Raw genomic sequence first — 20601 nt, forward strand, 5'->3', positions numbered from 1 at the left:
TCGACTTGATGGAGCCGAGCCAGAGCGGCTGGTCGTCCCGCCGGTGCTGCCCGTACGTGGCCAGCAGCGCCTGCGCCTCGATCGGGTCACCCAGGTTGGTGCCGGTGCCGTGCGCCTCCACCGCGTCCACGTCGGCCGGGGTCAACCGGGCGTTGGCCAGGGCCTGCCGGATGACGCGCTCCTGGGACGGACCGTTAGGGGCGGAGAGCTGGCTGCTCGTGCCGTCCTGGTTCAACGCCGACCCGCGGACAACCGCCAGGATCGGGTGCCCGAGCCGGCGCGCCCGGGACAGCCGCTCCACCAGCAGCAGGCCGACGCCCTCGCCCCAGCCGGTGCCGTCGGCCGCCGCCGCGAACGGCTTGCACCGCCCGTCGGCGGCCAACCCCCGCTGCCGGGCGAACTCCACGAAGTTGTCCGGCGTGGTCATCACCGCCACCCCGCCCGCGAGCGCCAGGTCGCACTCCCCGTTCCGGATCGCCTGCGCCGCCAGGTGCAGCGCCACCAGCGACGACGAGCACGCCGTGTCCACCGTGACGGCCGGCCCCTCCAGCCCCAGCACGTACGCCACCCGCCCGGAGACCACACTGGACGTGTTGCCGGTGAGCAGGTAGCCCTCGATCCCCTCCGGCGCCTGGTGCCGCTCGTGCAGTCGGGGGCCGTAGTCCTGGGCGACGACCCCGGTGAACACGCCGGTGCTGCTGCCACGCAGGCTGGTCGGGTCGATGCCGGCCCGCTCGACGGCCTCCCAGGCGGCTTCCAGCAGCAGGCGCTGCTGCGGATCGGTAGCCAGCGCCTCCCGGGGGCTGATCCCGAAGAATCCCGGATCGAAGTCGCCCGCGTCGTAGAGGAAGCCGCCCTCCCGGACGTACGTGGTGCCCCGGGTGTCCGGGTCGGGGTCGTAGAGGGTGGCGAGGTCCCAGCCCCGGTCGGTGGGAAAGTCGCCGATCGCGTCGGTGCCGGAGGCGAGCAGCCGCCACAGCTCCTCCGGGGAGGTCACTCCGCCCGGGTAGCGGCACGCCATCCCGACGATCGCAATCGGCTCCCGGGCGCGTTCCTCCACCTCCTGCAGGCGCTGGCGGGTCTGGTACAGGTCCGCCGTGGCCCGCTTGAGGTACGCGACCAGCTTCTCCTCATTCGCCATCCGTGGCCACCTCACCGGTGAGATCGAGCTGCGTGAGTTCAACGTCCAGGTCCTGATCGAGCAGGTGGAACAGCTCCTCCGGCGTGGCCGTGAGGATGTCGGCGGCAAACGTCGCCGGTTCCGGCTCCGGGCCGGTGAGCTGGTGCAGGAGCCCTTGCAGGCGGCTGACCAGGGCGTCCCGCCCGTCCGAGGCGTCGCCGTTCAACGCCCGTACCGCGCTCTCCAGCCGGTCCAGCTCGGCCAGTGCCAGCTCGGCCGGGTCGGGCTGGCGCGGCGTCAACTGCTCCGCCAGGTACGCGGCCAGCGCGACCGGGGTCGGGTGATCGAAGACGACGGTGGCGGGCAGCGGCCGGCCGGTGAGCCGGCTGAGCTGGTTCCGGAACTCCAGCGCGGTCAGCGAGTTCAAGCCCAGCTCCAGGAAGCCCCGGTTCTCCCCGATTCCCGACGCGTCGGCGTGCCCGAGTGCCGTCGCCAACAGCTCGCGGATCAGCTCCGCCAACGTGCGCCGCCGCTCCGCGCCGTCCCGGTCGCGCAGCAGGTCGGACCACCGGCCGGGTGCGGTGGCGGGAGCGACGGTGGTGGACCGGGTGAGGTGTGCGGGGAGGTTGCCGGGGCTGAGGTGGGCGGTGACGGGGTCGGGGTGATCGGTGCTGAGTGCGGTGTTCAACAGGGTGAGGGCGTGGAAGGTCGACAGCGCCGCGATGCCGGTGTCTTCGAGGCGTTGGCGGTCCCCCTCGTGGAGGTGGGCGGTGAGGGTGCTGGTGTCTGTCCAGTAGCCCCAGTTGAGGCTGGTGGCGGGCAGGCCGAGCACGTGTCGATGGTGGGCGAGGGCGTTCTGGAAGGAGTTCGCGGCCGCGTAGTTGGCCTGGCCGGCGGTGCCGAGGGTGGCGGCGACGGAGGAGTAGAGGAGGAAGTGGGTCAATCGGTGCCGGCGGGTGAGGGTGTGCAGGTGCCAGGCGGCGTCGACCTTGGGGTTCAGGACCGGGTGAAGCTGGTCGGGGGTGAGGTTGGTCAGGGTGGCGTCGTGCAGGCTGCCGGCGGTGTGGATGATCGCGCCGAGAGGGTGCGGGGTCCGGTCGATGTCGCCGATCACCTCGGCGAGCTCCCCCCGGTTGGTGGTGTCGCAGGTGGTGACGGTGACGGTGGCGCCGAGGCCGGTGAGCTGGTGAACGAGCGCCGGTGCCGCCGGATGACGGGGGCCTTGGCGGCTGACCAGGTGCAGGTGGCGTAGGCCGTGGTGGGCGGCGAGATGAGTGGCGGTGTGTCGGGCGAGGGTGCCGCTGCCGCCGGTGATGAGCGTGGTGCCGTCGGAATCGAAGGGTCGGTTTTCCGGGACCGGCCGGGAACGGGTGGCCGCCGGCGGTGTGGTGTCGGGGATCAGTTGGGCGGTGAAGGGTCTGCCGGCCCGGAGGGCCAGTTGCGGCTGGCCACTGGCGACGGCGACGGGCAGGACGCGCAGGCTGTCCAGGTCGGTGTCGACGAGGGTGATCCGGTCGGGATGTTCGGTCTGTGCGGTCCGGACCAGACCCCAGCAGGTGGCGGCCGGCAGGTTGGTCAGCTGGTCCTGGTCGCCGGTGGTCACGGCGCCGGTGGTGAGGACGGTCAGGCGCGTGCCGGCGTAGGCCGGGTCGGTGAGGAACGCCTGGAGCGTGTGCAGGAGCCGAGCGGTGGCCTGGTGCACGGCCGCCGGGACGTCCACCTCGTCGCTGGTGCGATGATCGGGTAGCGGCACGATGACCTGCTCGGGGGCGGTGATCTCCCCGGCGGTGACGGCGTCGCGGAGGGCGTCCAGGTCGGGCTGGCAGGGCACCTCCCAGCCTGGCACCGGCTCGCCGATGGTCACCCATCCGTCAGTGGCGGCGGGACCCGCCGGCAGCGTCACCGGCGCCCAGCCCAAGCGCCACCCCTGCCCCTGGGCGGTGGCCCGGTCGGCCAGGTCGTCGACCCGTACCGGCCGGAACTCCACCTTGGCCACCGACAGCACGGGAGAGCCGGCCGGGTCCGTGGCCAGCAGCGCGTACCCGTCCGCGCCCTCCCGGCGCAGCCGGACCCGCAGATCGGTCGCGGGTGTTGCGTGCAGCCGTACGCCGGACCAGGTCATCGGCAACGCCACCGTGTCGTCGCCACCGGCCGCCTCGGGCGCGACCATCCGCAGCGCGGCGGCCAGCAGCGTCGGGTGCAGGACGTGACCGTCCCCGCTGTCGACGCGTACCTCCGCGGCGAATTCCGTGTCGCGCCGCCAGCCGGCGGACGGACACCCGGTGCCCGGCTCACCACCGGCCGCCGCCACCCGCTCCCGCAGCGCGGCCAGGTCGACCGGCGCCCACCCGGAGGGCGGCCAGGCGGCGTCGGAACGGGGCGCCGGGGCGCCCGACGTGGACAGCGACCCGGTGGCGTGGCGCCGCCACACCACCTCCGCGTCGCCGTCGGCCGACGTGCCCACATGGATCGTGATCAGCCGCCGGCCGGACTCGTCGGGCGCGGTCACGATCACCTGGACCCGTACGTGCCCCTGCGGCGGCGGCGCGACCGGTTCCCAGACGGTCAGTTCGTCGACCTGGTCGCACCCCACCTGCTTCGCCCCGTGCAGGGCCAGGTCCAGCGTCGCGGTCGGCGGCAGCAGCACCGTCCCCAGCAACCGGTGCCCGGCCAGCCAAGTCTGCTCGCCGACGCCCAGCCGGCCGGTCAGGACCACGTCCGGCGTACCGGCCAGTTCCAGGGCCGCCGGCAGGATCGGGTGCGTGCTGGCTCGCAGTCCGAGGTGGTGGGTGTCCGTGGCGGGGGTGGCGGTGAGCCAGTAGTGCCGTTGCTGGAACGGATAGCCGGGTGGGGTGGTGTGTGCTCGGGGTTGGGGGATGAGGCGGGTCCAGGTGATGGGGTGGGTGGTGTGGGTGTGGAGGTGGGCGGTGTTGGTGAGGAGGGTGTGCCAGGGGTCGGTGTCGCGGCGAAGCGTGTGGCAGACCGTGGTGGAGTCGGTGTCGATGGTGGGGGCGAGCAGGGGGTGGGGGCTGATCTCGATGAGGGTGTGGTGTCCGTCGGTGGTCAGTTGTTGGAGGGTGGGGTGGAAGTGGACGGGTTGGCGCAGGTTGTTCCACCAGTAGTCGGTGGTCAGTTCGGTGCCGGGGATGAGTTGCTGTCGGGTGCTGCTGTAGAAGGCGGTGTCGGTGGCTTGGGGGTCGACGGTGACGCCGGTGAGTTCGGTGTGGAGTGGGTCGATGTGGGGGCAGTGGCTGGCGTAGCTGACGGGGATGGTCCTGGCGGTGAGTCCAGCGTTGGTGAGGGTCGCGTGGGTGGCTTGGATGGCGGTCGGGGTGCCGGAGAGGACGCAGGTGGTGGGGGCGTTGTGGGCGGCGAGGTGCAGGTTTGTGGCGTGTTCGGGGACCAGGCGTTGCAGTAGGGCGGGCAGTTCGTGGGGGGTGGGGCCGGTGACGGCGAGCATGCCGCCGGTGCCTTCGATGGTGGTGAGGGCGCGGCCGCGGTGGGTGATGAGGCCGGTGGCTTGGTCGAGGGTGAGGGCGCCGGTGGTGTGGGCGGCGGTGATCTCGCCCTGGGAGTGGCCGATGACCGCCTGCGGGGTGATGCCGTGGTGTCGCCAGAGTGCGGTGAGGGCGGTGGTGACGGCGAACAGGGTCGGCTGGACGACGTCGACCCGGTCCAGGCTCGCCGCCTCGGGCCGCCCGAGGACGATGTCGCGCAGTGACCAGTCGACGTGCTGGCGCATGGCGGTGTCGGTGGTGTCGATGCTGTGCCGGAAGACGGGGGAGGTGCGGTAGAGCTGGTGGGCCATGGCCGGCCACTGGCTGCCCTGTCCGGGGTAGATGAACGCGACCTTCCCGCCGTCGCTCGCTTCGCCGACAGTCAGGTTGGGGTGTTCGGTCCCGTCGATCAGGGCGGTGAGGGCGTCGGTGAAGTCGTCGGGGGTGCGGCCGAGGATGACCGCGCGGTGGGCGAACATGGTCCGTTGGGTGAGGGCGTGCGCGACGGCGGTGAGGTCGAGGTCGTCGGTGGTGGTGCTCCAATCACGTAGCCGCCGGCCGTACTCGCGTAGCGCGGTTTCGGTCTTCGCGGACAGCAGCCACGGCACCCACCCACCACCCGGCAGATCCACCAACTCGACACCGTCAAGGGCGTCCACCGGGTCCGGCACAACCGCGGCCGCTGACGCGGGGTCGGCGGCCGACGGGATCAGCGGCGCGGGTTTCCCGGCGGGCGCTTCTTCCAGGATCACGTGCGCGTTGGTGCCGCTGATGCCGAACGAGGACACGCCCGCCCGGCGCGGCCGGCCGTTGGTCTGCCACTCGACCGGCTGGTCGAGGAGACGGACGTTGCCGGCGGTCCAGTCGACGTGCGGGCTGGGTGCGTCGATGTGCAGGGACCGGGGGAGCTGGCCGTGCCGGAGGGCGAGGACCATCTTCATCACCCCGGCGACTCCCGCGGCGGCCTGGGTGTGGCCGATGTTCGACTTGACCGAGCCGAGCCACAGTGGCTGGTCGTCGCGCCGGTGTTGTCCGTAGGTCGCGATGAGGGCCTGGGCTTCGATGGGGTCGCCGAGGGTGGTGCCGGTGCCATGGGCCTCGACGGCGTCCACGTCGGCGGGGGTCAGCCTCGCGTTGGCCAGGGCCTGCCGGATCACCCGTTCCTGGGAGGGGCCGTGGGGTGCGGTCAGCCCGTTGCTCGCCCCGTCCTGGTTCACCGCCGAACCTCGTAGCACGGCGAGGACCCGGTGGCCGCGTTCCTGGGCCACCGAGAGGCGTTCCAGCAGCAGCAGGCCGGCGCCTTCGCCCCAGCCGGTGCCGTCGGCGGCGGCGGCGAACGGCTTGCACCGGCCGTCGGGAGACAACCCGCGCTGCCGACTGAACTCCACCAGCACCGTGGGGGTCGCCATCACCGTGACGCCACCGGCCAGGGCCATGTCGCACTCGCCGTTGCGGATCGCCTGGGCGGCCAGGTGCATCGCCACCAGCGACGACGAACACGCCGTGTCCACGGTGATCGCCGGCCCCTCCAACCCCAGCACGTACGCGATCCGGCCCGACGCGACGCTGCTGATGCTGCCCGTCAGCAGGTGCCCCTCGAACCCCTCGGGCGCCCGCTGGATCCGCCCCCCGTAGTCGTCGTACATCACGCCGGTGAATACGCCGGTCGCGCTGCCGCGCAGGCTGGTCGGGTCGACACCGGCCCGCTCGACGCACTCCCACGCGGTCTCCAGCAGCAGCCGCTGCTGCGGGTCCATCGCCGTCGCTTCACGCGGACTGATCCCGAAGAACTCCGCGTCGAACCGGGCCGCCTCGTACAGAAAACCGCCGTGCCGGGTGTAGGTCGTCCCGGTCCGCTCCGGGTCGGGGTCGTAGAGCCCGGCGAGGTTCCACCCCCGGTCCTCCGGAAACCCGCCGATCGCGTCACCACCGTGGATCACCAGGTCCCACAACTGCTCGGGGCTGTCCACTCCACCGGGGTAGCGGCAGGCCATCCCCACGATCACCACCGGGTCGTCGAGCGCCGCCGGTGCGGGCGCGACCGCCGCCGGCTCGGTCGCATTCGGTACGGCGGAGAACTGGGTCACCAGGTGACCGGCCACCGCTTCGGGGGTGGGGTGGTCGAAGACCAGCGTCGCCGGCAGCCGGAGTCCCGTCGCGGCGCTCAGTCGGTTCCGCAGCTCCACTGACACCAGCGAGTCGAACCCGAGATCCTTGAACGCCCGGTCGAGCGGCACCGGCGACGCGGCGGGCAGGGCGAGCACTCGTGCCACCTCGCTCCGCACCATCTCGCGGACCGCCTCCTCGCGGGCCGGCTCCGGCAGGCCGGCAAGCTGCTCCCGCCACCGCCCCGCGGTTGAGGCCGTGGTGCTCACCCGGATGAGGTGGTGCGGGAGGTTGCTGGGGTTGAGGTGGGCGGTGATGGGGGCGGGTTGGGCGGTGGTGAGGGCGGTGTTCAGGAGAGTGACGGCGTGGGGCGTGGTGAGTGGGGTGATCCCGGTGTTGTGCAGGCGTTGGAGGTCGGTGGTGTGGAGGTGGGCGGTGAGGGTGCTGGTGTCGGTCCAGTAACCCCAGTTGAGGCTGGTGGCGGGGAGTTGCTGCTGGTGGCGGTGTCCGGCGAGGGCGTTCTGGAAGGTGTTGGCGGCGGCGTAGTTGGCTTGGCCGGGGGTGCCGAGGATGGCGGCGACGGAGGAGTAGAGGAGGAAGTGGGTGAGGGGGTGGTGGCGGGTGAGGGCGTGTAGGTGCCAGGTGCCGTCGACCTTGGGGTTCAGTGCGGCGTGGAGCTGGTCGGTGGTGAGGTTGGTGAGGGTGGCGTCGTGCAGGGCACCGGCGGTGTGGATGACGGCGCCGAGCGGGTGGGGGCTGTGGTCGATCTCGTGGATCACCTGGGTGAGGTGGTCGCGGTTGGTGGTGTCGCAGGTGGTGATGGTGGTGGTCGCGCCGAGGCCGGTGAGGTGGTGGATGAGGCGGGCTGCTTCGGGGTGATGGGGGCCTTGGCGGCTGATCAGGTGTAGGTGGCGTGCGTTGTGACTGGTGACGAGGTGGCCGGCGGTGTGTTGGGCGAGGGTGCCGGTACCGCCGGTGATGAGGGTGGTGGCGTCGGGGTTGAGGGGTCGAGGTGCGGGTGGTGTGGTGTCGGTCGTGAGGTGGGGGGTGTGTGGTGTGCCGTTGCGAACGGCCAGTTGGGGGTGGCCGCTGGTGATGGCGGTGGCGAGGGTTCGCCGGCTTTCCTCGGTGTGGTCTGTGTCGACGATGGTGATGCGGTCGGGGTGTTCGGTCTGGGCGGTGCGGGTGAGGCCCCAGCAGGTCGCGGCGGGGAGATTGGTGAGCGGGTCGTGGTCGCCGGTGCTGATGGCGCCGGTGGTGAGGACGGTCAGGTGGGTGGTGGCGTAGGCAGGTTCGGTGAGGAGGTTCTGCAGGGTGTGGAGGAGTTGTTCGGTGGCGTGGTGCACGGCGGTCGGTACGTCCGTGCCGTCGCTGTGGTCGGGCAGCGTGATGATGATCTGTTGGGGTGGGGTGGCCTGACCGTTGGTGATGGCTTGCCGGAGACCGTTCAGGTCGGGGTGGCAGGGTAGATCCCACCCTGGGACTGGCTGGCCGACGGTCACCCACCCGTCGGTGACGGCCGGACCGGCCGACAACGCCACCGGCACCCACTCCAACCGCCACAGGCGACCGTCGTACGTCTGCCGACTCGCGTCGAGCCGCGCCGCGGTGACCGGCTGGAAGGCCAACGATTCCACCGCGACGAGCGCCTGCCCGGCGTCGTCGTGGACGGTGAGGGCGACCTCGTGCGGTCCCCGCCAGGTGAGGCGCATCCGCGCCGTGGCCGCCCTGCTACTCCCTAGCTGGCGTACTCCCGACCAGGAGAAGGGCAGCCACAGCAGACCGGGCTCCCGCGTCACGATTTCGTCGACGGCCAGGTGCAGCGTCGCATCCAGCAATGCCGGGTGGATCCCGTACCCGTCGGTCTCGCCCGGCTGGGGAAGGGCGACCTCCGCATACAGGTCGTCGCCGGCCCGCCACGCTCGGCGCAGGCCGCGGAACATTGGTCCGTAGTGGTAGCCGTTCGACCCGAGCCGTCCGTACAGGCCGTCGAGGTCGACCGGGGTGGCGCCCGGGGGCGGCCAGGCCGCGAGCGGCGCCGGGCCCGACTCGCCCGGATCCGCGTCCAGGACAGCGGTGGCGTGGTGGGTCCAGGCGACCTCGGCAGCAGCGCCGGACAGCCGGGAGTGGACGGTCAGCGTCCGCCGGCCTGGCTCATCCGGCCCACCGACGGTGATCTGGACGTCGGTCGGCTGCTCGCCGAGGCCGAGCGGGCTGTGCAGGGTGAGCTCGTCGAGCCGGCTCAGCCCGGCGGCAGTCGCGGCGTGCAGTGCGATGTCCACGAACGCGGTCGCCGGCAGCAGGCAGCCGGTACTGATCGTGTGGTCGACCAGCCAGGAGTGGGTGCGGGTGGAGAGCCGGGCGGTGTGCAGATCTTCACCGTTGATGGCGGTGGTGATGGCGGCCCCGAGGAGCGGGTGCGTGCTGGGTCGCAGTCCGAGGTGGTGAGGGTCGGTGCGGGGGATGGCCGTGAGCCAGTAGGGCTGGTGGTGGAAGGGGTAGGTGGGTGGGGTGGCGTGTGCTCGGGGTTGGGGGATGAGGTGGGTCCAGGTGATGGGGTGGGTGGTGTGGGTGTGGAGGTGGGCGGTGTTGGTGAGGAGGGTGTGCCAGGGGTCGGTGTTGCGGCGGAGGGTGTGGCAGGTGGTGGTGGTGGGGTTGTCGATGGTGGGGGTGAGGAGGGGGTGGGGGCTGATTTCGATGAGGGTGTGGTGTCCGTCGGTGATGAGGGTTTGGAGGGTGGGGTGGAAGTGGACGGGTTGGCGGAGGTTGTGCCACCAGTAGTCGGTGGTGAGGTGGGTGCCGGGGAGGGTGGTCTGGTGGGTGCTGCTGTAGTAGGTGGTGGTGCTGGTGTGTGGGGTGATGGTGGTGGTGGTGAGTTCATTGTGGAGGGGGTCGATGTGGGGGCTGTGGCTGGCGTAGGTGACGGGGATGATGCGGGTGGTGTGGCCGTGTTGGGTGAGGGTTTGGTGGGCTGCTTCGATGGCGGCTGGTTCGCCGGATAGGACGCAACTGGTGGGGGCGTTGTGTGCGGCGAGGTGCAACTCGGGGGCGTGGTGTGGCAGGAGCCGTGTCACCAGGGCCGTGAGTTCGTTTGGGGTGGGGCCGGTGATGGCGAGCATGCCGCCGGTGCCTTCGATGGTGGTGAGGGCTTGGCCGCGGTGGGCGATGAGGTGGGCGGCCTGGTGGAGGGTGAGGATGCCGGCGGTGTGTGCGGCGGTGATTTCGCCTTGGGAGTGGCCGATGACGGCGTCGGGGGTGATGCCGTGGTGTCGCCACAGTGCGGTGAGGGCGGTGGTGACGGCGAAGAGGGTGGGTTGGACGACGTCGACGCGGTCGAGGTTGGCCGCGTCGGGTGTTTGCAGGATGACGTCGCGCAGTGACCAGTTGGTGTGGGGGTTCAGGGCGGTGTGGGTGGTGTTGATGCTGTCGCGGAAGACCGGTGAGGTGCGGTAGAGGTGGTGGGCCATGGCGGGCCATTGGCTGCCCTGGCCGGGGTAGATGAAGGCGATTTTTCCTGCGGGTGTGGCTTCGCCGGTGGTGAGGTTGGGGTGCTCCAGGCCGTTGGCCAGGGCGGTGAGGGCTTCGGTCATGTCGGTGGGGGTGCGGCCGAGGATCACGGCGCGGTGGGCGAACATGGTTCGTCGGGTGAGGGCGTGCGCGACGGCGGTGAGGTCGAGGTCGTCGGTGGTGGTGGTGGCCCAGTCGTGCAGTCGGCGGCCGTATTCGCGTAGCGCGGTTTCGGTTTTCGCCGACAGCAGCCACGGCACCCAGCCCTCACCCGGCAGATCCACCAGCTCGTCCGCCACCGCCTCGACGGCGGGTACGGCGACGGGCTCCGCCGCGGCGGCACGCGGCCCGGCCGGCACCGGCTGGTCGACCGGGGTCGGCCCGTCGACCGGCGTCGGTGCGTCGGCGGGTGCCTCCTCGATGATCAGGTGGGCGTTGGTGCCGCTCACGCCGAACGAGGAGATCCCGGCCCGACGTGGTTGCGGACCGGGCCGCCAGTCGACCGGCCGGTCGAGCAGGCGGACGTTGCCGCTGTCCCAGTCGACGTGTGGGCTGGGCGTGTCGATGTGCAGGGTGTGCGGCAGCCGGTGGTGCCGCATCGCGAGGACCATCTTCATGACGCCGGCGACGCCGGCGGCGGCCTGGGTGTGGCCGATGTTCGACTTGACCGACCCGAGCCACAGTGGCTGGTCGTCGCGCCGGTGTTGTCCGTAGGTCGCGATGAGCGCCTGGGCTTCGATGGGGTCGCCGAGGGTGGTGCCGGTGCCGTGGGCCTCGACGGCGTCGACGTCGGCGGGGGTCAGCCTCGCGTTGGCCAGGGCCTGTCGGATCACCCGTTCCTGGGAGGGGCCGTGGGGTGCGGTCAGCCCGTTGCTCGCCCCGTCCTGGTTCACCGCGGAGCCGCGGATGACGGCGAGGACCCGGTGCCCGCGTTCCCGGGCGACGGAGAGGCGTTCGAGCAGCAGCAGGCCGACGCCCTCGCCCCAGCCGGTGCCGTCGGCGGCGGCGGCGAACGGCTTGCACCGGCCGTCCGGGGACAACCCGCGCTGCCGACTGAACTCGATGAGCATGCCCGCGGTGGCCATCACCGTGACGCCGCCGGCCAGGGCCGTGTCGCACTCGCCGTTACGGATCGCCTGCACGGCCAGGTGCATCGCCACCAGCGACGACGAGCAAGCCGTGTCCACCGTGATCGCCGGCCCCTCCAACCCCAGCACGTACGCGATCCGGCCCGAGGCGACGCTCGTCGTGTTGCCGGTCAGCACATACCCCGCGGCCTCACCCGACGCCTCGTGCATTCGCGGGCCGTAGTCCTGCGGCATGGCACCGACGAACACGCCGACCCGCTCACCGCGCAGGCTGCCCGGGTCGACGTCGGCCCGCTCGACGCACTCCCACGCGGTCTCCAGCAGCAGTCGCTGCTGCGGGTCCATCGCCGTCGCCTCCCGCGGACTGATCCCGAAGAACTCCGCGTCGAAACCCCCGGCGCCGGCGAGGAATCCGCCCTCCCGGGTGTACGTGGTGCCGGGGGAGTCCGGGTCCGGGTCGTAGAGGGACTCCAGGTCCCATCCCCGGTCGGCGGGGAGCTGACCGATCGCGTCCCGGCCGTCCACCAGGAGCTCCCACAGCTGCTCCGGCGTGGTGACCCCTCCCGGGTAGCGGCAGGCCATCCCCACGATCACCACCGGCTCGTCCAGTGGGGCCGTCGGGGCGAGGGCTACCGCCGGCACCGGGCCGCCGACCGCCAACCGGTGGACGAAGTCGACCAGCTGCTCCGGCGTCGGATGGTCGAAGGTGATCCCGACCGGAAGGTCGAAGCCGGTCGCCGCCACGAGATCGTTGCGGAACCGCACCGCCATCAGCGAGTCGAAGCCCAGCTCCTTGAAGGTGCGGGTGGGGTCGATGCCGTCCGCCGTCGCGTGACCGAGGGTGAACGCGAGTTGGCCGAGCACCGTCCGGCGAACCAGCCGGTGCCGGCCCGCCGCGTCGAGGTCGTCAAGCTGGTCACGGAGTGGCGGTTCCACCTGCGCGTCCGCCCCGTCGTCCGCCACCGCCGGTACGTCCGAGTCTCCCGCCCCGACCACCACGTTCGTCCACGGGTTGGGCGTGGCGGGCGGTCCGGCAACCGGCACGGGTGGCTGCGGCGGCCCGGTCTTGACGTCCAGCCAGTGACGCCGGCGCTGGAACGGATAGCCCGGCAGGTGCGGCGGGTCGAACTGCGCCGTACCCCCTGCCCAGACGTGACCGGCGTCCACGACGTGCACGGCGGCGGCGGCGGTGAGCAGGGCGCGTGGGCTGGGTTGGTTCTTGTGGAGGGTGGGGATGGCGTTGATGTCGGTGAGTGTCTGGTGGTGGAGGGTGGTGAGGGTGGTGTCGGGTCCGATTTCGATGAAGGTGTGGACGTCGTGGTCGTGGTGGAGGGTGGTGATGCCGTGGGCGTAGTGGACGGGTTTGAGGAGGTGTTGGACCCAGTAATTGGGGTTGGTGAGTTGCTCTTCGGTGGCGTGTTGTCCGGTGAGGTTGCTGATGACGGGGATGGTCGCGGGGTGGTAGGTGAGGTTGGCTGCGACGGCGTGGAACTGGTCGGTGATGGTGGTCATGTGGGGGGAGTGGAAGGCGTGGCTGACCTTCAGGGTGGTGGCTTTGCGTCCGGTGTTGCGCCATTGGCTGGCGAGGTGGTGGCAGGTGTGGTGGTCGCCGCTGATGACGGTGGTGTGGGGGGTGTTGATGGCGGCGATGGTGACGCCGGGGTGGTCGGCGATGAGGGTTTTAGCTTCGTGGTGGGTGGCGTGGAGGGCGATCATGGCGCCGGGTGTGGTGATGGTGTTCATGAGCCGGGCGCGGGCGGTGATGAGGTGGGCGGCGTCGGTGAGGGTGAGGACGCCGGCGAGGTGGGCGGCGGTGATTTCGCCGAGGGAGTGGCCGGTGAGGTGGTCGGGGTGTAGGCCGAGTTGGGTGGTGGCGACGTGGTGTAGGGCGATGTGGAGGGCGAAGAGGGCGGGTTGGGTGTAGGCGGTGGTGTTCAGGAGGTCGGCTTGGGGCGTGTGGGGTTCGGCGAAGACGATGTCTTGGAGTGGGTGCTCGAGGTGGGGGTTCAACGCGTCGCAGGCTTGGTTGAAGGCGTCGCGGTAGGTGGGGTTGGTGGTGTAGAGGTCGGTGCCCATGCCGGGGTATTGGCTGCCCTGGCCGGTGAAGCAGAACGCCACCTTGCCGCCGTTGTCGCGGGCGACGCCGGTGACGGCGGCCGGATGCGGACGGCCTTCGGCCAGTGCGGTGAGGGCGGCGGTGAAGTCGTGGTGGGTGCGGGCGACCAGCACGGCGCGGTGGGGGAAGCGGGTCCGGCGGGCGAGGGTGTCGGCGACCGCGGCGGGTGCGACGTCCTGGTGGTCGACCAGCCAGGTGCCCAGTCGTCGGGCGTACGCGCGTAGCGCCGCCTCGGACTTCGCCGACAGCACCCACGACACCCACCCGTCCCACGGGTCGTCGACAGCCGGCGCGGCGGTGTCCCGGGCGGGGGCGTCGCGGACCACCACGTGGCAGTTCGTGCCGCCCATGCCGAACGACGACACCCCGCCGCGCAGTGGCCGGTCCGGCCGAGGCCAGCCGGTCAGCTCCCGCTGCACCGCGAGGCCCAGGTCGTCCAACGGGATGTCCGGGTTGGCGGTGACGAAGTTCAGACTCGGCGGCAGTTCGCGGTGCCGTACACAGAGGGCCAGCTTGACCAGCCCGACGATGCCCGCGGCGGCCTCCAGGTGCCCGACGTTGGTCTTGGCCGACCCCACCCGCGCGAGCCCGGCCCCACCACGCCCCCGACCGACCACGGCGCCCAGCGCCGCCGCCTCCACCGGATCGCCGACCCGCGTGCCGGTGCCGTGCAGCTCCACGTACTGCACCTCGGCGGGGTCCACCCCGGCCCGGCGGTACGCGGTGGCCAGCACGTGCCGTTGCCCCTCCCGGCCGGGCACGGTCAGCCCATCGGTCGCCCCGTCGTTGCCCACCGCCGAGCCGTCGATGACGCAGTAGATCCGGTCACCGGAGGCGAGCGCGTCCGCCAGGGGTTTCAGCAGCACGAGGGCCCCGCCCTCGCCCCGCACGTACCCGTTCGCCCGGGCGTCGAAGGTGAAACACCGCCCGTCGGGGGAGAGGCCGCCGAACCGTTCGGTACCGACTGCGCTCTCCGGCAGGATGTTGAGGTTCACACCGCCGGCCAGCGCGATCGTGGACTCGCCGTTGCGCAGGCTCTCGCACGCCAGGTGGACGGCGACCAGCGACGAGGACTGTCCGGTGTCCACCGCCAGGCTCGGACCGTGCAGGTCGAACAGATAGGAGATCCGGTTGGCGAGGATGCTGCGGTGCAGCCCCGTCACGGTGTGCGGGGTGATTCCGTCCACCCCGACGCGGTAGGTCAGGTGGGCGTAGTCGTCCCAGATCGCGCCGACGAAAACACCGGCGGCCGTCCCGGCCAGCGCGGCCGGCGTGGTCCCCGCGTCCTCGACCGCCTCCCACGCCAGCTCCAGCATCAACCGTTGCTGCGGGTCCATCGCCGCCGCCTCGCGCGGTGAGACGCCGAAGAAATCCGCGTCGAACCCGCCGACGTCGTTGAGGAAGGCTCCGTGTCGCACCGTTCCGTCGGCCCGCCACCGGTCCTCGGGCACCTCGCCCACCGCACTCGTCCCGGCCCGCAGCAGCCGCCAGAAGGCTTCCGGTTCCGCCGCGCCGGGCAGCCGGCATGCCATCCCGACCACCGCCACCGGGCACGGCCGACCATTTTCCTCTCCAGGCGCGGCGTCAGGTCCGGTCATGTGCCTTTCCTCATCTTCCGTTCCTCTTCTGGTGGACGGGCCGGCGGCAGGCAAAATGCCATCCGGGTGCGCAATTCCACATTTGTAAGGGACAGTGAGGTGCCCGGTTGACGTCAAAAACGACGGCATCGGCGCCGACAATTGTCTGCCCAGTCGTCAAGGATAGGTAGCGGCAATCAGGCCGGATAGCCCCTAGCACCCCTACTTCGACCTCGCGGGAGCGGTGCGGAACCCCTGCTCACCCCTGTTTTACGAGGTTCTGCCGGAGCCCTTCCGCGGCCGGCTCCCCACCTCGCGCACCTTTGTCGGGCTTCTGTCGCCGGCTGTCTTGACTCGCCGGATCGACTCCCATTACGTTACCGTTCGACACTTTTTGGCGCTGGCCGAATCCTCCCGTTGTGCACTCCCCAACTGTGGCGAGCGGACGTCGCCGGCGCGCCCGGCCGTACGCTCCCGCGAAGCGCGGAATTGCGACGGTCGGGCGGCGTTGGCGCGCGTTTCCCACCAATCGGGAGGAAGAATGAATTCTCGGAAAGCGGCAGTTTCGGGCGGTCCCCGGTCTCGGTTGCGCCGTGGGCTGGCGCTCGGCGCGACGGCCGTGCTCGGTTCCCTGGCCCTCGGCCCGGCGGCGCCCGGCAACGCGGCATCGCAGGGCTTCCCGGCGCTCACCGACGACCGGGCCGCGGCCAACCGTTCCACCACCGCCGTGCCCGCTGAGATGAGCCAGCTCGACTTCATGCTCGGTGACTGGCGGTGCGTGGTCATCACCCAGGTGCACGGCCAGCCGGAGATGAAGAACATCACCTACCTCTCCGTGCGGTCCATCCTCGGAGGGCACTGGTACGAGCTGCGCTCACTTCAGCTGCCCAGCACCTCGAACCCGCAGCGGGTCGTCGCCCGGCAGGTGTACGGCTGGGACCCGGTGGCGCAGCAGTTCACCACCTACTACTTCGACGATGCGGACGGCCAGGGCAGCGGCAGCGCACCGCCGGTGACCAACGGGCACGCGGTCTTCACCGGCACCTACCTGTTCAACGGGTTCCGGCACATCGGCCGGGACGATCTTTATTCGCCCGCGCCGGACAAGCTCTACAACGACGTCTCGATGGCGATGGAGTCCACTCCGGACCAGTTGTTCCCGGTGGGCACCGCCCGCTGCGACCGGTCCTGACGGCACAATGCCCGGGCGGGCCGGCCGGTGCCGACCCGCCCGGGCGGGGCCTCGTCAGACCGTGACGCGGAGCCGCTCGATGCCGGGCAGTACCGACAGCAGCGGCGGATGCCGCCAGTCCGGCGGCCGGATGGTCAGGTCGACCCGGAGGTGTCGTCCGGCGCAGACCCGTAGCTCGTCCGACATGCCCACCAGCAGCGACGGCGCGCGGCCGTCGTCCACGACCGGCCCGATAGCGGCGGCGAGCAGATACCACCGGCCGACCGGCACGTGGTCCATCCGCCACGGCCCCGGCTCCGCGACCAGCTGCGAGGTGACCGGGAGCCCGCGGGGAACGGGAGTGTCGAAGACACCGGCAAGAACGGGAGAGTTGGCCCCCGGGACCGCCCGGATCGTGCCGGACAGGCTGCCGGCCGGATGGTCCCGCAGAGGTTCGGGCGCGCCGTCGTGGGGGAGCGGTTCGCCCTGCGCCACTCGACGGTAAGCGGTGGGGGAGAGGCCGACGCACTCGGTGAACCGGCGGGTGAAAGTGCCGAGGCTGCCGTAGCCCACCTGGACGCTGATCTCAGCCACGCTGAGCGTGGTGGTGGAAAGCAGATGTTTGGCCTCGTGGATCCGGACGGCGGAGAGGAAACGGCCCGGCGTCACCCCGGTCACCCGGCGGAAGGTCCGCAGAAAGTGAAACTTGCTTATCATCGCCGACCTCGCCAGGTCGTCGAGGCTGAGCGGCTCCTCGTATCGATCCCGGATCGCGTCAATGGCTCGTCGGATGCCGTCTTTCACCGTTGCCCCCCAGCAAATAATTGGTCTCCCCCACGGCGAGCCTCCTGATGGTCGCTGCCAGAACGCGCACAGATCACTGTTATGCGGGTCAGGCTGCCGGCATTTCCGAGAAATCCCGCTCCACCGTCGCGAATCGGAACAACGACCCCTACCACGCGCAGATGGTATCGCAATGCTGGCGCTGAGTGACGGATCAAGTGCGCTGGGTTGTCAAATTGCTGTGGTTAGGTCGGTCCTAGGTGGACACGCGCAACCTGTCGCATTTACGCGTTTAAGATCACTCCGCGACCCGGGTGCGCGTCGTCCAGCGGAAAACGACCGGATCGGGCGAGGGTGCGGGATCGTCGATCTCCCGCTCAAAGTGCTCGTAGCCGCCCCGGTGGTGAATCTTTATCTTTTGTCCGTCCTGGGGCAGTCGTTGGGTCCGAACGGTTGCCGGTAGGTCGTTCGGTCCGCCGACGAGAACCGCCTCGATCGTGTTTTCGACGACGTTTTCGGGCGAGCTGGTCATCGCTACCCTCCCGTCCTGTTGGGAAATCTTGTGCATCGACTTCCTTCAGTATTGCGAGAGGTCACGGGATTGTGCACCCGTAATGCACCCCTATCTTGCTGGTGGGGCCAGCGGAAACAGCGTGCAAAGTCGCGGTCGAGCCTCTGTGGCAAATACAATCGCCGGACACGTATCGCATGCCACTCCGGCCGATGTTCCCGGCCTGGCCGGTCGGGCCGGCCCTCATTACCAGGACGGTGAATGCAGGTGACGACGGCTTTTTCCCAGGACGTCTGGACCCGCCGCTACCACGACGCGGGCCCGGGCGCGGTGCGGCTGGTCTGCTTCCCGCACGCCGGCGGGTCCGCCAGTTTCTACTTCCCGGTGTCCCAGGCGCTCGCGCCGCGTGTCGAGGTGCTCGCCGTGCAGTATCCGGGGCGCCAGGAGCGGCGCCGGGAGGCGGCGGTGGACTCCATCCACGAGTTGGCCGACCGGATCGCCGAGGTGCTTCCGCTCGACGACGGGCGCCCGACCGCCTTCTTCGGCCACAGCATGGGGGCGAGCGTGGCCTTCGAGGTCGCCCACCGGCTCGAGCGCGACCGGGGGCTGTCGTTGCTGCACCTGTTCGCCTCGGGACGCAGGGCGCCCGACCAGGTCCGCATCGAGGACCTGCACCAGCGGGGTGACGACGCGATCGTCGCCGAGCTGCGGCGGCACAGCGCCACCGACGACCGGCTGCTGGCGGACCAGGAGCTGCTGCGGATGATCCTTCCCGCGCTCCGGTCCGACTACCGGGCAATCGAGACCTACCGGGAGCGGCCCGGTACCCGGCTGCGCTGCCCGCTGACGGTGCTGGTCGGCACCGCGGACCCGCTGGTCACCACGGACGAGGCGGAGGCGTGGCGGGCCCACACCACCGGCCCCACCGACGTCCGCTACTTCCCGGGCGGCCATTTCTACCTCACCGAGCGGCCCGCGGACGTCCTCGCGGTGGTGACCGAGGTGCTCGCTTCCGTCCACCACTGACCGCCGACACGCCGCCCTGCGCCGACGGCGACGCGGGGCGGCGGTACGCGTACCGGGCGGAGCGAGTCGTCAGAGCGGGATGTTGCCGTGCCGGCCCCGCCGGTTCCGCGCGGCGGCGAACGCCTCGGCGAGCCGTCGGCGGGTGTCCGCCGGCTCGATGATCTCGTCGATGACGCCGAGCGCGAGGCCCCGCTTCACTCCACCGGACTCACGGCGGTGCTCCTCCACCAGCTGGGCGCGCAGCTCGACGGCCTTTTCCGGCAAGGCCGCCGCCAGCTCCCGCCGGTGCAGCACCCCCACCGCGGCCTCCGCACCCATCACCGCCACCTCCGCCTCCGGCCAGGCGAAGACCGCGGTCGCGCCGAGCGAGCGGGAGTTCATCGCGATGTACGCCCCGCCGTAGGACTTCCGCGTGATCAGGGTTATCCGGGCCACCTCGGCCTCGGCGAAGGCGTGCAGCAGCTTGGCCCCCCGCCGGACCACCCCCTCCCATTCCTGCCCGACCCCCGGCAGGTAGCCCGGCACGTCGACCACGACCAGCAGGGGCACGCCCAGCGCGTCGCACATCCGCACGAAACGGGCCGCCTTCTCGGCGCTCTGTGAGTCGAGGCAGCCGCCCTTGCGCAACGGGTTGTTGGCCAGCAGGCCGACCGTCCTACCGGCGAGCCGGCCCAGCCCGATCACCATGTTCCGGGCCCAGTTCGGCTGGAGTTCCTCGAACGAGGGCCCGTCGTCGTCCCGGTCGAGCAGGTGCCGGACCAACGGACGCACGTCGTACGCCCGCCGGCTGGACTCCGGCAGCAGCGCCCGTAGGTCCGGGCCGCCCGCTGCCGCGGCCGGGACGACGTGGCCGGGGCGGGCGAGCAACTCGGTGATCCGCCGGGCCCGGAGGTACGCCTCCGCCTCCGACGCGGCCGTCACGTGCGCCACCCCGGAGCGGCGGGCGTGCACCGACGGCCCGCCCAACGACTCCATGTCCACCTGTTCACCGGTGACGCTCTGCACCACGTTCGGACCGGTGACGAACACCCGCGCCGCGTCCGACATGATCACCAGGTCGGTGAGCGCCGGACCGTACGCGGCGGCTCCGGCCGCCGGACCGAGGACGACCGAGATCTGCGGGATCCGACCGGACGCCTTGGTCATCATGGCGAACATCCGTCCGACGCCGTCCATCGACTCGACGCCGTCGGCCAGCTTGGCCCCACCCGAGTGCCACAACCCGATCACCGGCCAGTGCTTCCACAGTGCCAGCCGGATCGCCTCGATGATGTGGTCGGCTCCGGCCGCGCCGAGCGCCCCGCCCATCCGGCCGGCGTCGGTGCAGTACGCGACCACCGGGAAGCCGCCGATCCGGCCACTGACGGCGGTCACGCCGCTGTCGTCGGCGGGATGCATCGGCAGCAGACTGCCCGGGTCCAGCAGCCGCCCGAGGCGGGTGCGCGGGTGCCGGTCGTCGGTGTGGACCGACTCCCCGTCGAGGCGTGCGGTGAGTGTGACCGTCATGCTGGACCTCCGCAGCGCGGGGTGGGTGGAGTGGGAGAGAGTGTCCTCACGCTAACGACGATCTCGCACGGCGCTGAACCCCTAGTCCACCCCGGATCCGGTGTCGTCAGAAGTGAAATCCAGTTGCTCAGGTAGGGGTTGCTGAATCACGGCGTACGCGCTTCGCTGTCCTCGGCGCCCGTTCGCGCCGGTGGACCGCTCGCCGGCAGGACATCACGCGGACCGGGGTGGCCGGCCGCGGCCGGCGCCTGGTCGGGTGCGCCGTGCCGGCCGCGACGCCGGCAGTCCGGCCGGATCCCGTGGAGGACCGTCATGACCCTGGCAGCGAGCAGTGGCAAGCGAACCCGCCGACTGGACCGGGTCGTGATCCGGTTCGCCGGTGACTCCGGCGACGGCATGCAGTTGACCGGTGATCGTTTCACGTCGGAGACGGCGCAGTTGGGTAATGACATCTCGACGTTGCCGAATTTCCCGGCGGAGATTCGGGCGCCTGCCGGGACCCTTCCGGGGGTGTCGAGTTTTCAGGTGCATTTCGCCGACTACGACATTTTGACTCCGGGGGATTCGCCGAACGTGTTGGTGGCGATGAATCC

The 20601-nt window shown here is 71.1% G+C and carries 7 protein-coding genes and 1 pseudogene; 3 read left to right on the forward strand and 5 right to left on the reverse strand.

What is annotated here, in order from left to right:
* On the reverse strand, window positions 1–1141 hold a 1141-nt coding region (locus tag ACIBR0_RS28535; protein ID WP_396720798.1), incomplete at its 3' end, for a beta-ketoacyl synthase N-terminal-like domain-containing protein.
* Complete coding sequence (locus ACIBR0_RS28540) at window positions 1131–15032, reverse strand: type I polyketide synthase (protein ID WP_396720801.1); 13902 nt, start codon at window positions 15030–15032, stop codon at window positions 1131–1133. The genes ACIBR0_RS28540 and ACIBR0_RS28535, both read right to left, overlap by 11 nt.
* A gap of 565 nt (window positions 15033–15597) precedes the next feature.
* Between ACIBR0_RS28540 and ACIBR0_RS28545 the strand changes: the two genes are divergently transcribed.
* Entirely contained in the window at window positions 15598–16203 is a 606-nt protein-coding gene (locus ACIBR0_RS28545) for a hypothetical protein (RefSeq protein WP_396720804.1), read from the forward strand.
* Between the two features lie 54 nt (window positions 16204–16257).
* Here ACIBR0_RS28545 and ACIBR0_RS28550 read toward each other — a convergent pair whose 3' ends face one another.
* Together ACIBR0_RS28550 and ACIBR0_RS28555 are read right to left on the reverse strand one after the other, a co-directional pair.
* Window positions 16258–16986, reverse strand: a complete 729-nt coding sequence (locus tag ACIBR0_RS28550) for a helix-turn-helix domain-containing protein (RefSeq protein WP_396720806.1) — start codon at window positions 16984–16986, stop codon at window positions 16258–16260.
* A 277-nt stretch (window positions 16987–17263) separates the two neighbouring features.
* A complete protein-coding gene (locus ACIBR0_RS28555; protein ID WP_396720808.1) occupies window positions 17264–17497 on the reverse strand; it encodes a DUF5988 family protein in 234 nt (77 codons plus the stop codon).
* Between the two features lie 240 nt (window positions 17498–17737).
* Here ACIBR0_RS28555 and ACIBR0_RS28560 point away from each other — a divergent pair, with 240 nt between their 5' ends.
* Window positions 17738–18502 carry a thioesterase II family protein gene (locus ACIBR0_RS28560; protein WP_396720811.1) on the forward strand — a complete coding sequence of 255 codons (765 nt, stop codon included), beginning with the start codon at window positions 17738–17740 and terminating at the stop codon, window positions 18500–18502.
* Between the two features lie 69 nt (window positions 18503–18571).
* Here ACIBR0_RS28560 and ACIBR0_RS28565 read toward each other — a convergent pair whose 3' ends face one another.
* On the reverse strand, window positions 18572–20008 hold the full coding sequence (locus ACIBR0_RS28565) for an acyl-CoA carboxylase subunit beta (RefSeq protein ID WP_396720814.1): 1437 nt from the start codon (window positions 20006–20008) through the stop codon (window positions 18572–18574).
* Between the two features lie 312 nt (window positions 20009–20320).
* Here ACIBR0_RS28565 and ACIBR0_RS28570 point away from each other — a divergent pair.
* Window positions 20321–20601, forward strand: a pseudogene (locus ACIBR0_RS28570) (2-oxoglutarate ferredoxin oxidoreductase subunit alpha); the annotation flags it as partial.

Source organism: Micromonospora sp. NPDC049497, from assembly GCF_044465805.1.
In the GTDB taxonomy this organism is placed as follows: Bacteria; Actinomycetota; Actinomycetes; order Mycobacteriales; family Micromonosporaceae; genus Micromonospora.

Excerpts from the sequence above, each read along its gene's own strand:
- ACIBR0_RS28540 (WP_396720801.1), bottom strand. The coding sequence starts at position 15,032 with ATGACCGGACCTGACGCCGCGCCTGGAGAGGAAAATGGTCGGCCGTGC.
- ACIBR0_RS28555 (WP_396720808.1), bottom strand. The coding sequence starts at position 17,497 with ATGACCAGCTCGCCCGAAAACGTCGTCGAAAACACGATCGAGGCGGTT.
- ACIBR0_RS28560 (WP_396720811.1), top strand. The coding sequence starts at position 17,738 with ATGCAGGTGACGACGGCTTTTTCCCAGGACGTCTGGACCCGCCGCTAC.
- ACIBR0_RS28565 (WP_396720814.1), bottom strand. The coding sequence starts at position 20,008 with ATGACGGTCACACTCACCGCACGCCTCGACGGGGAGTCGGTCCACACC.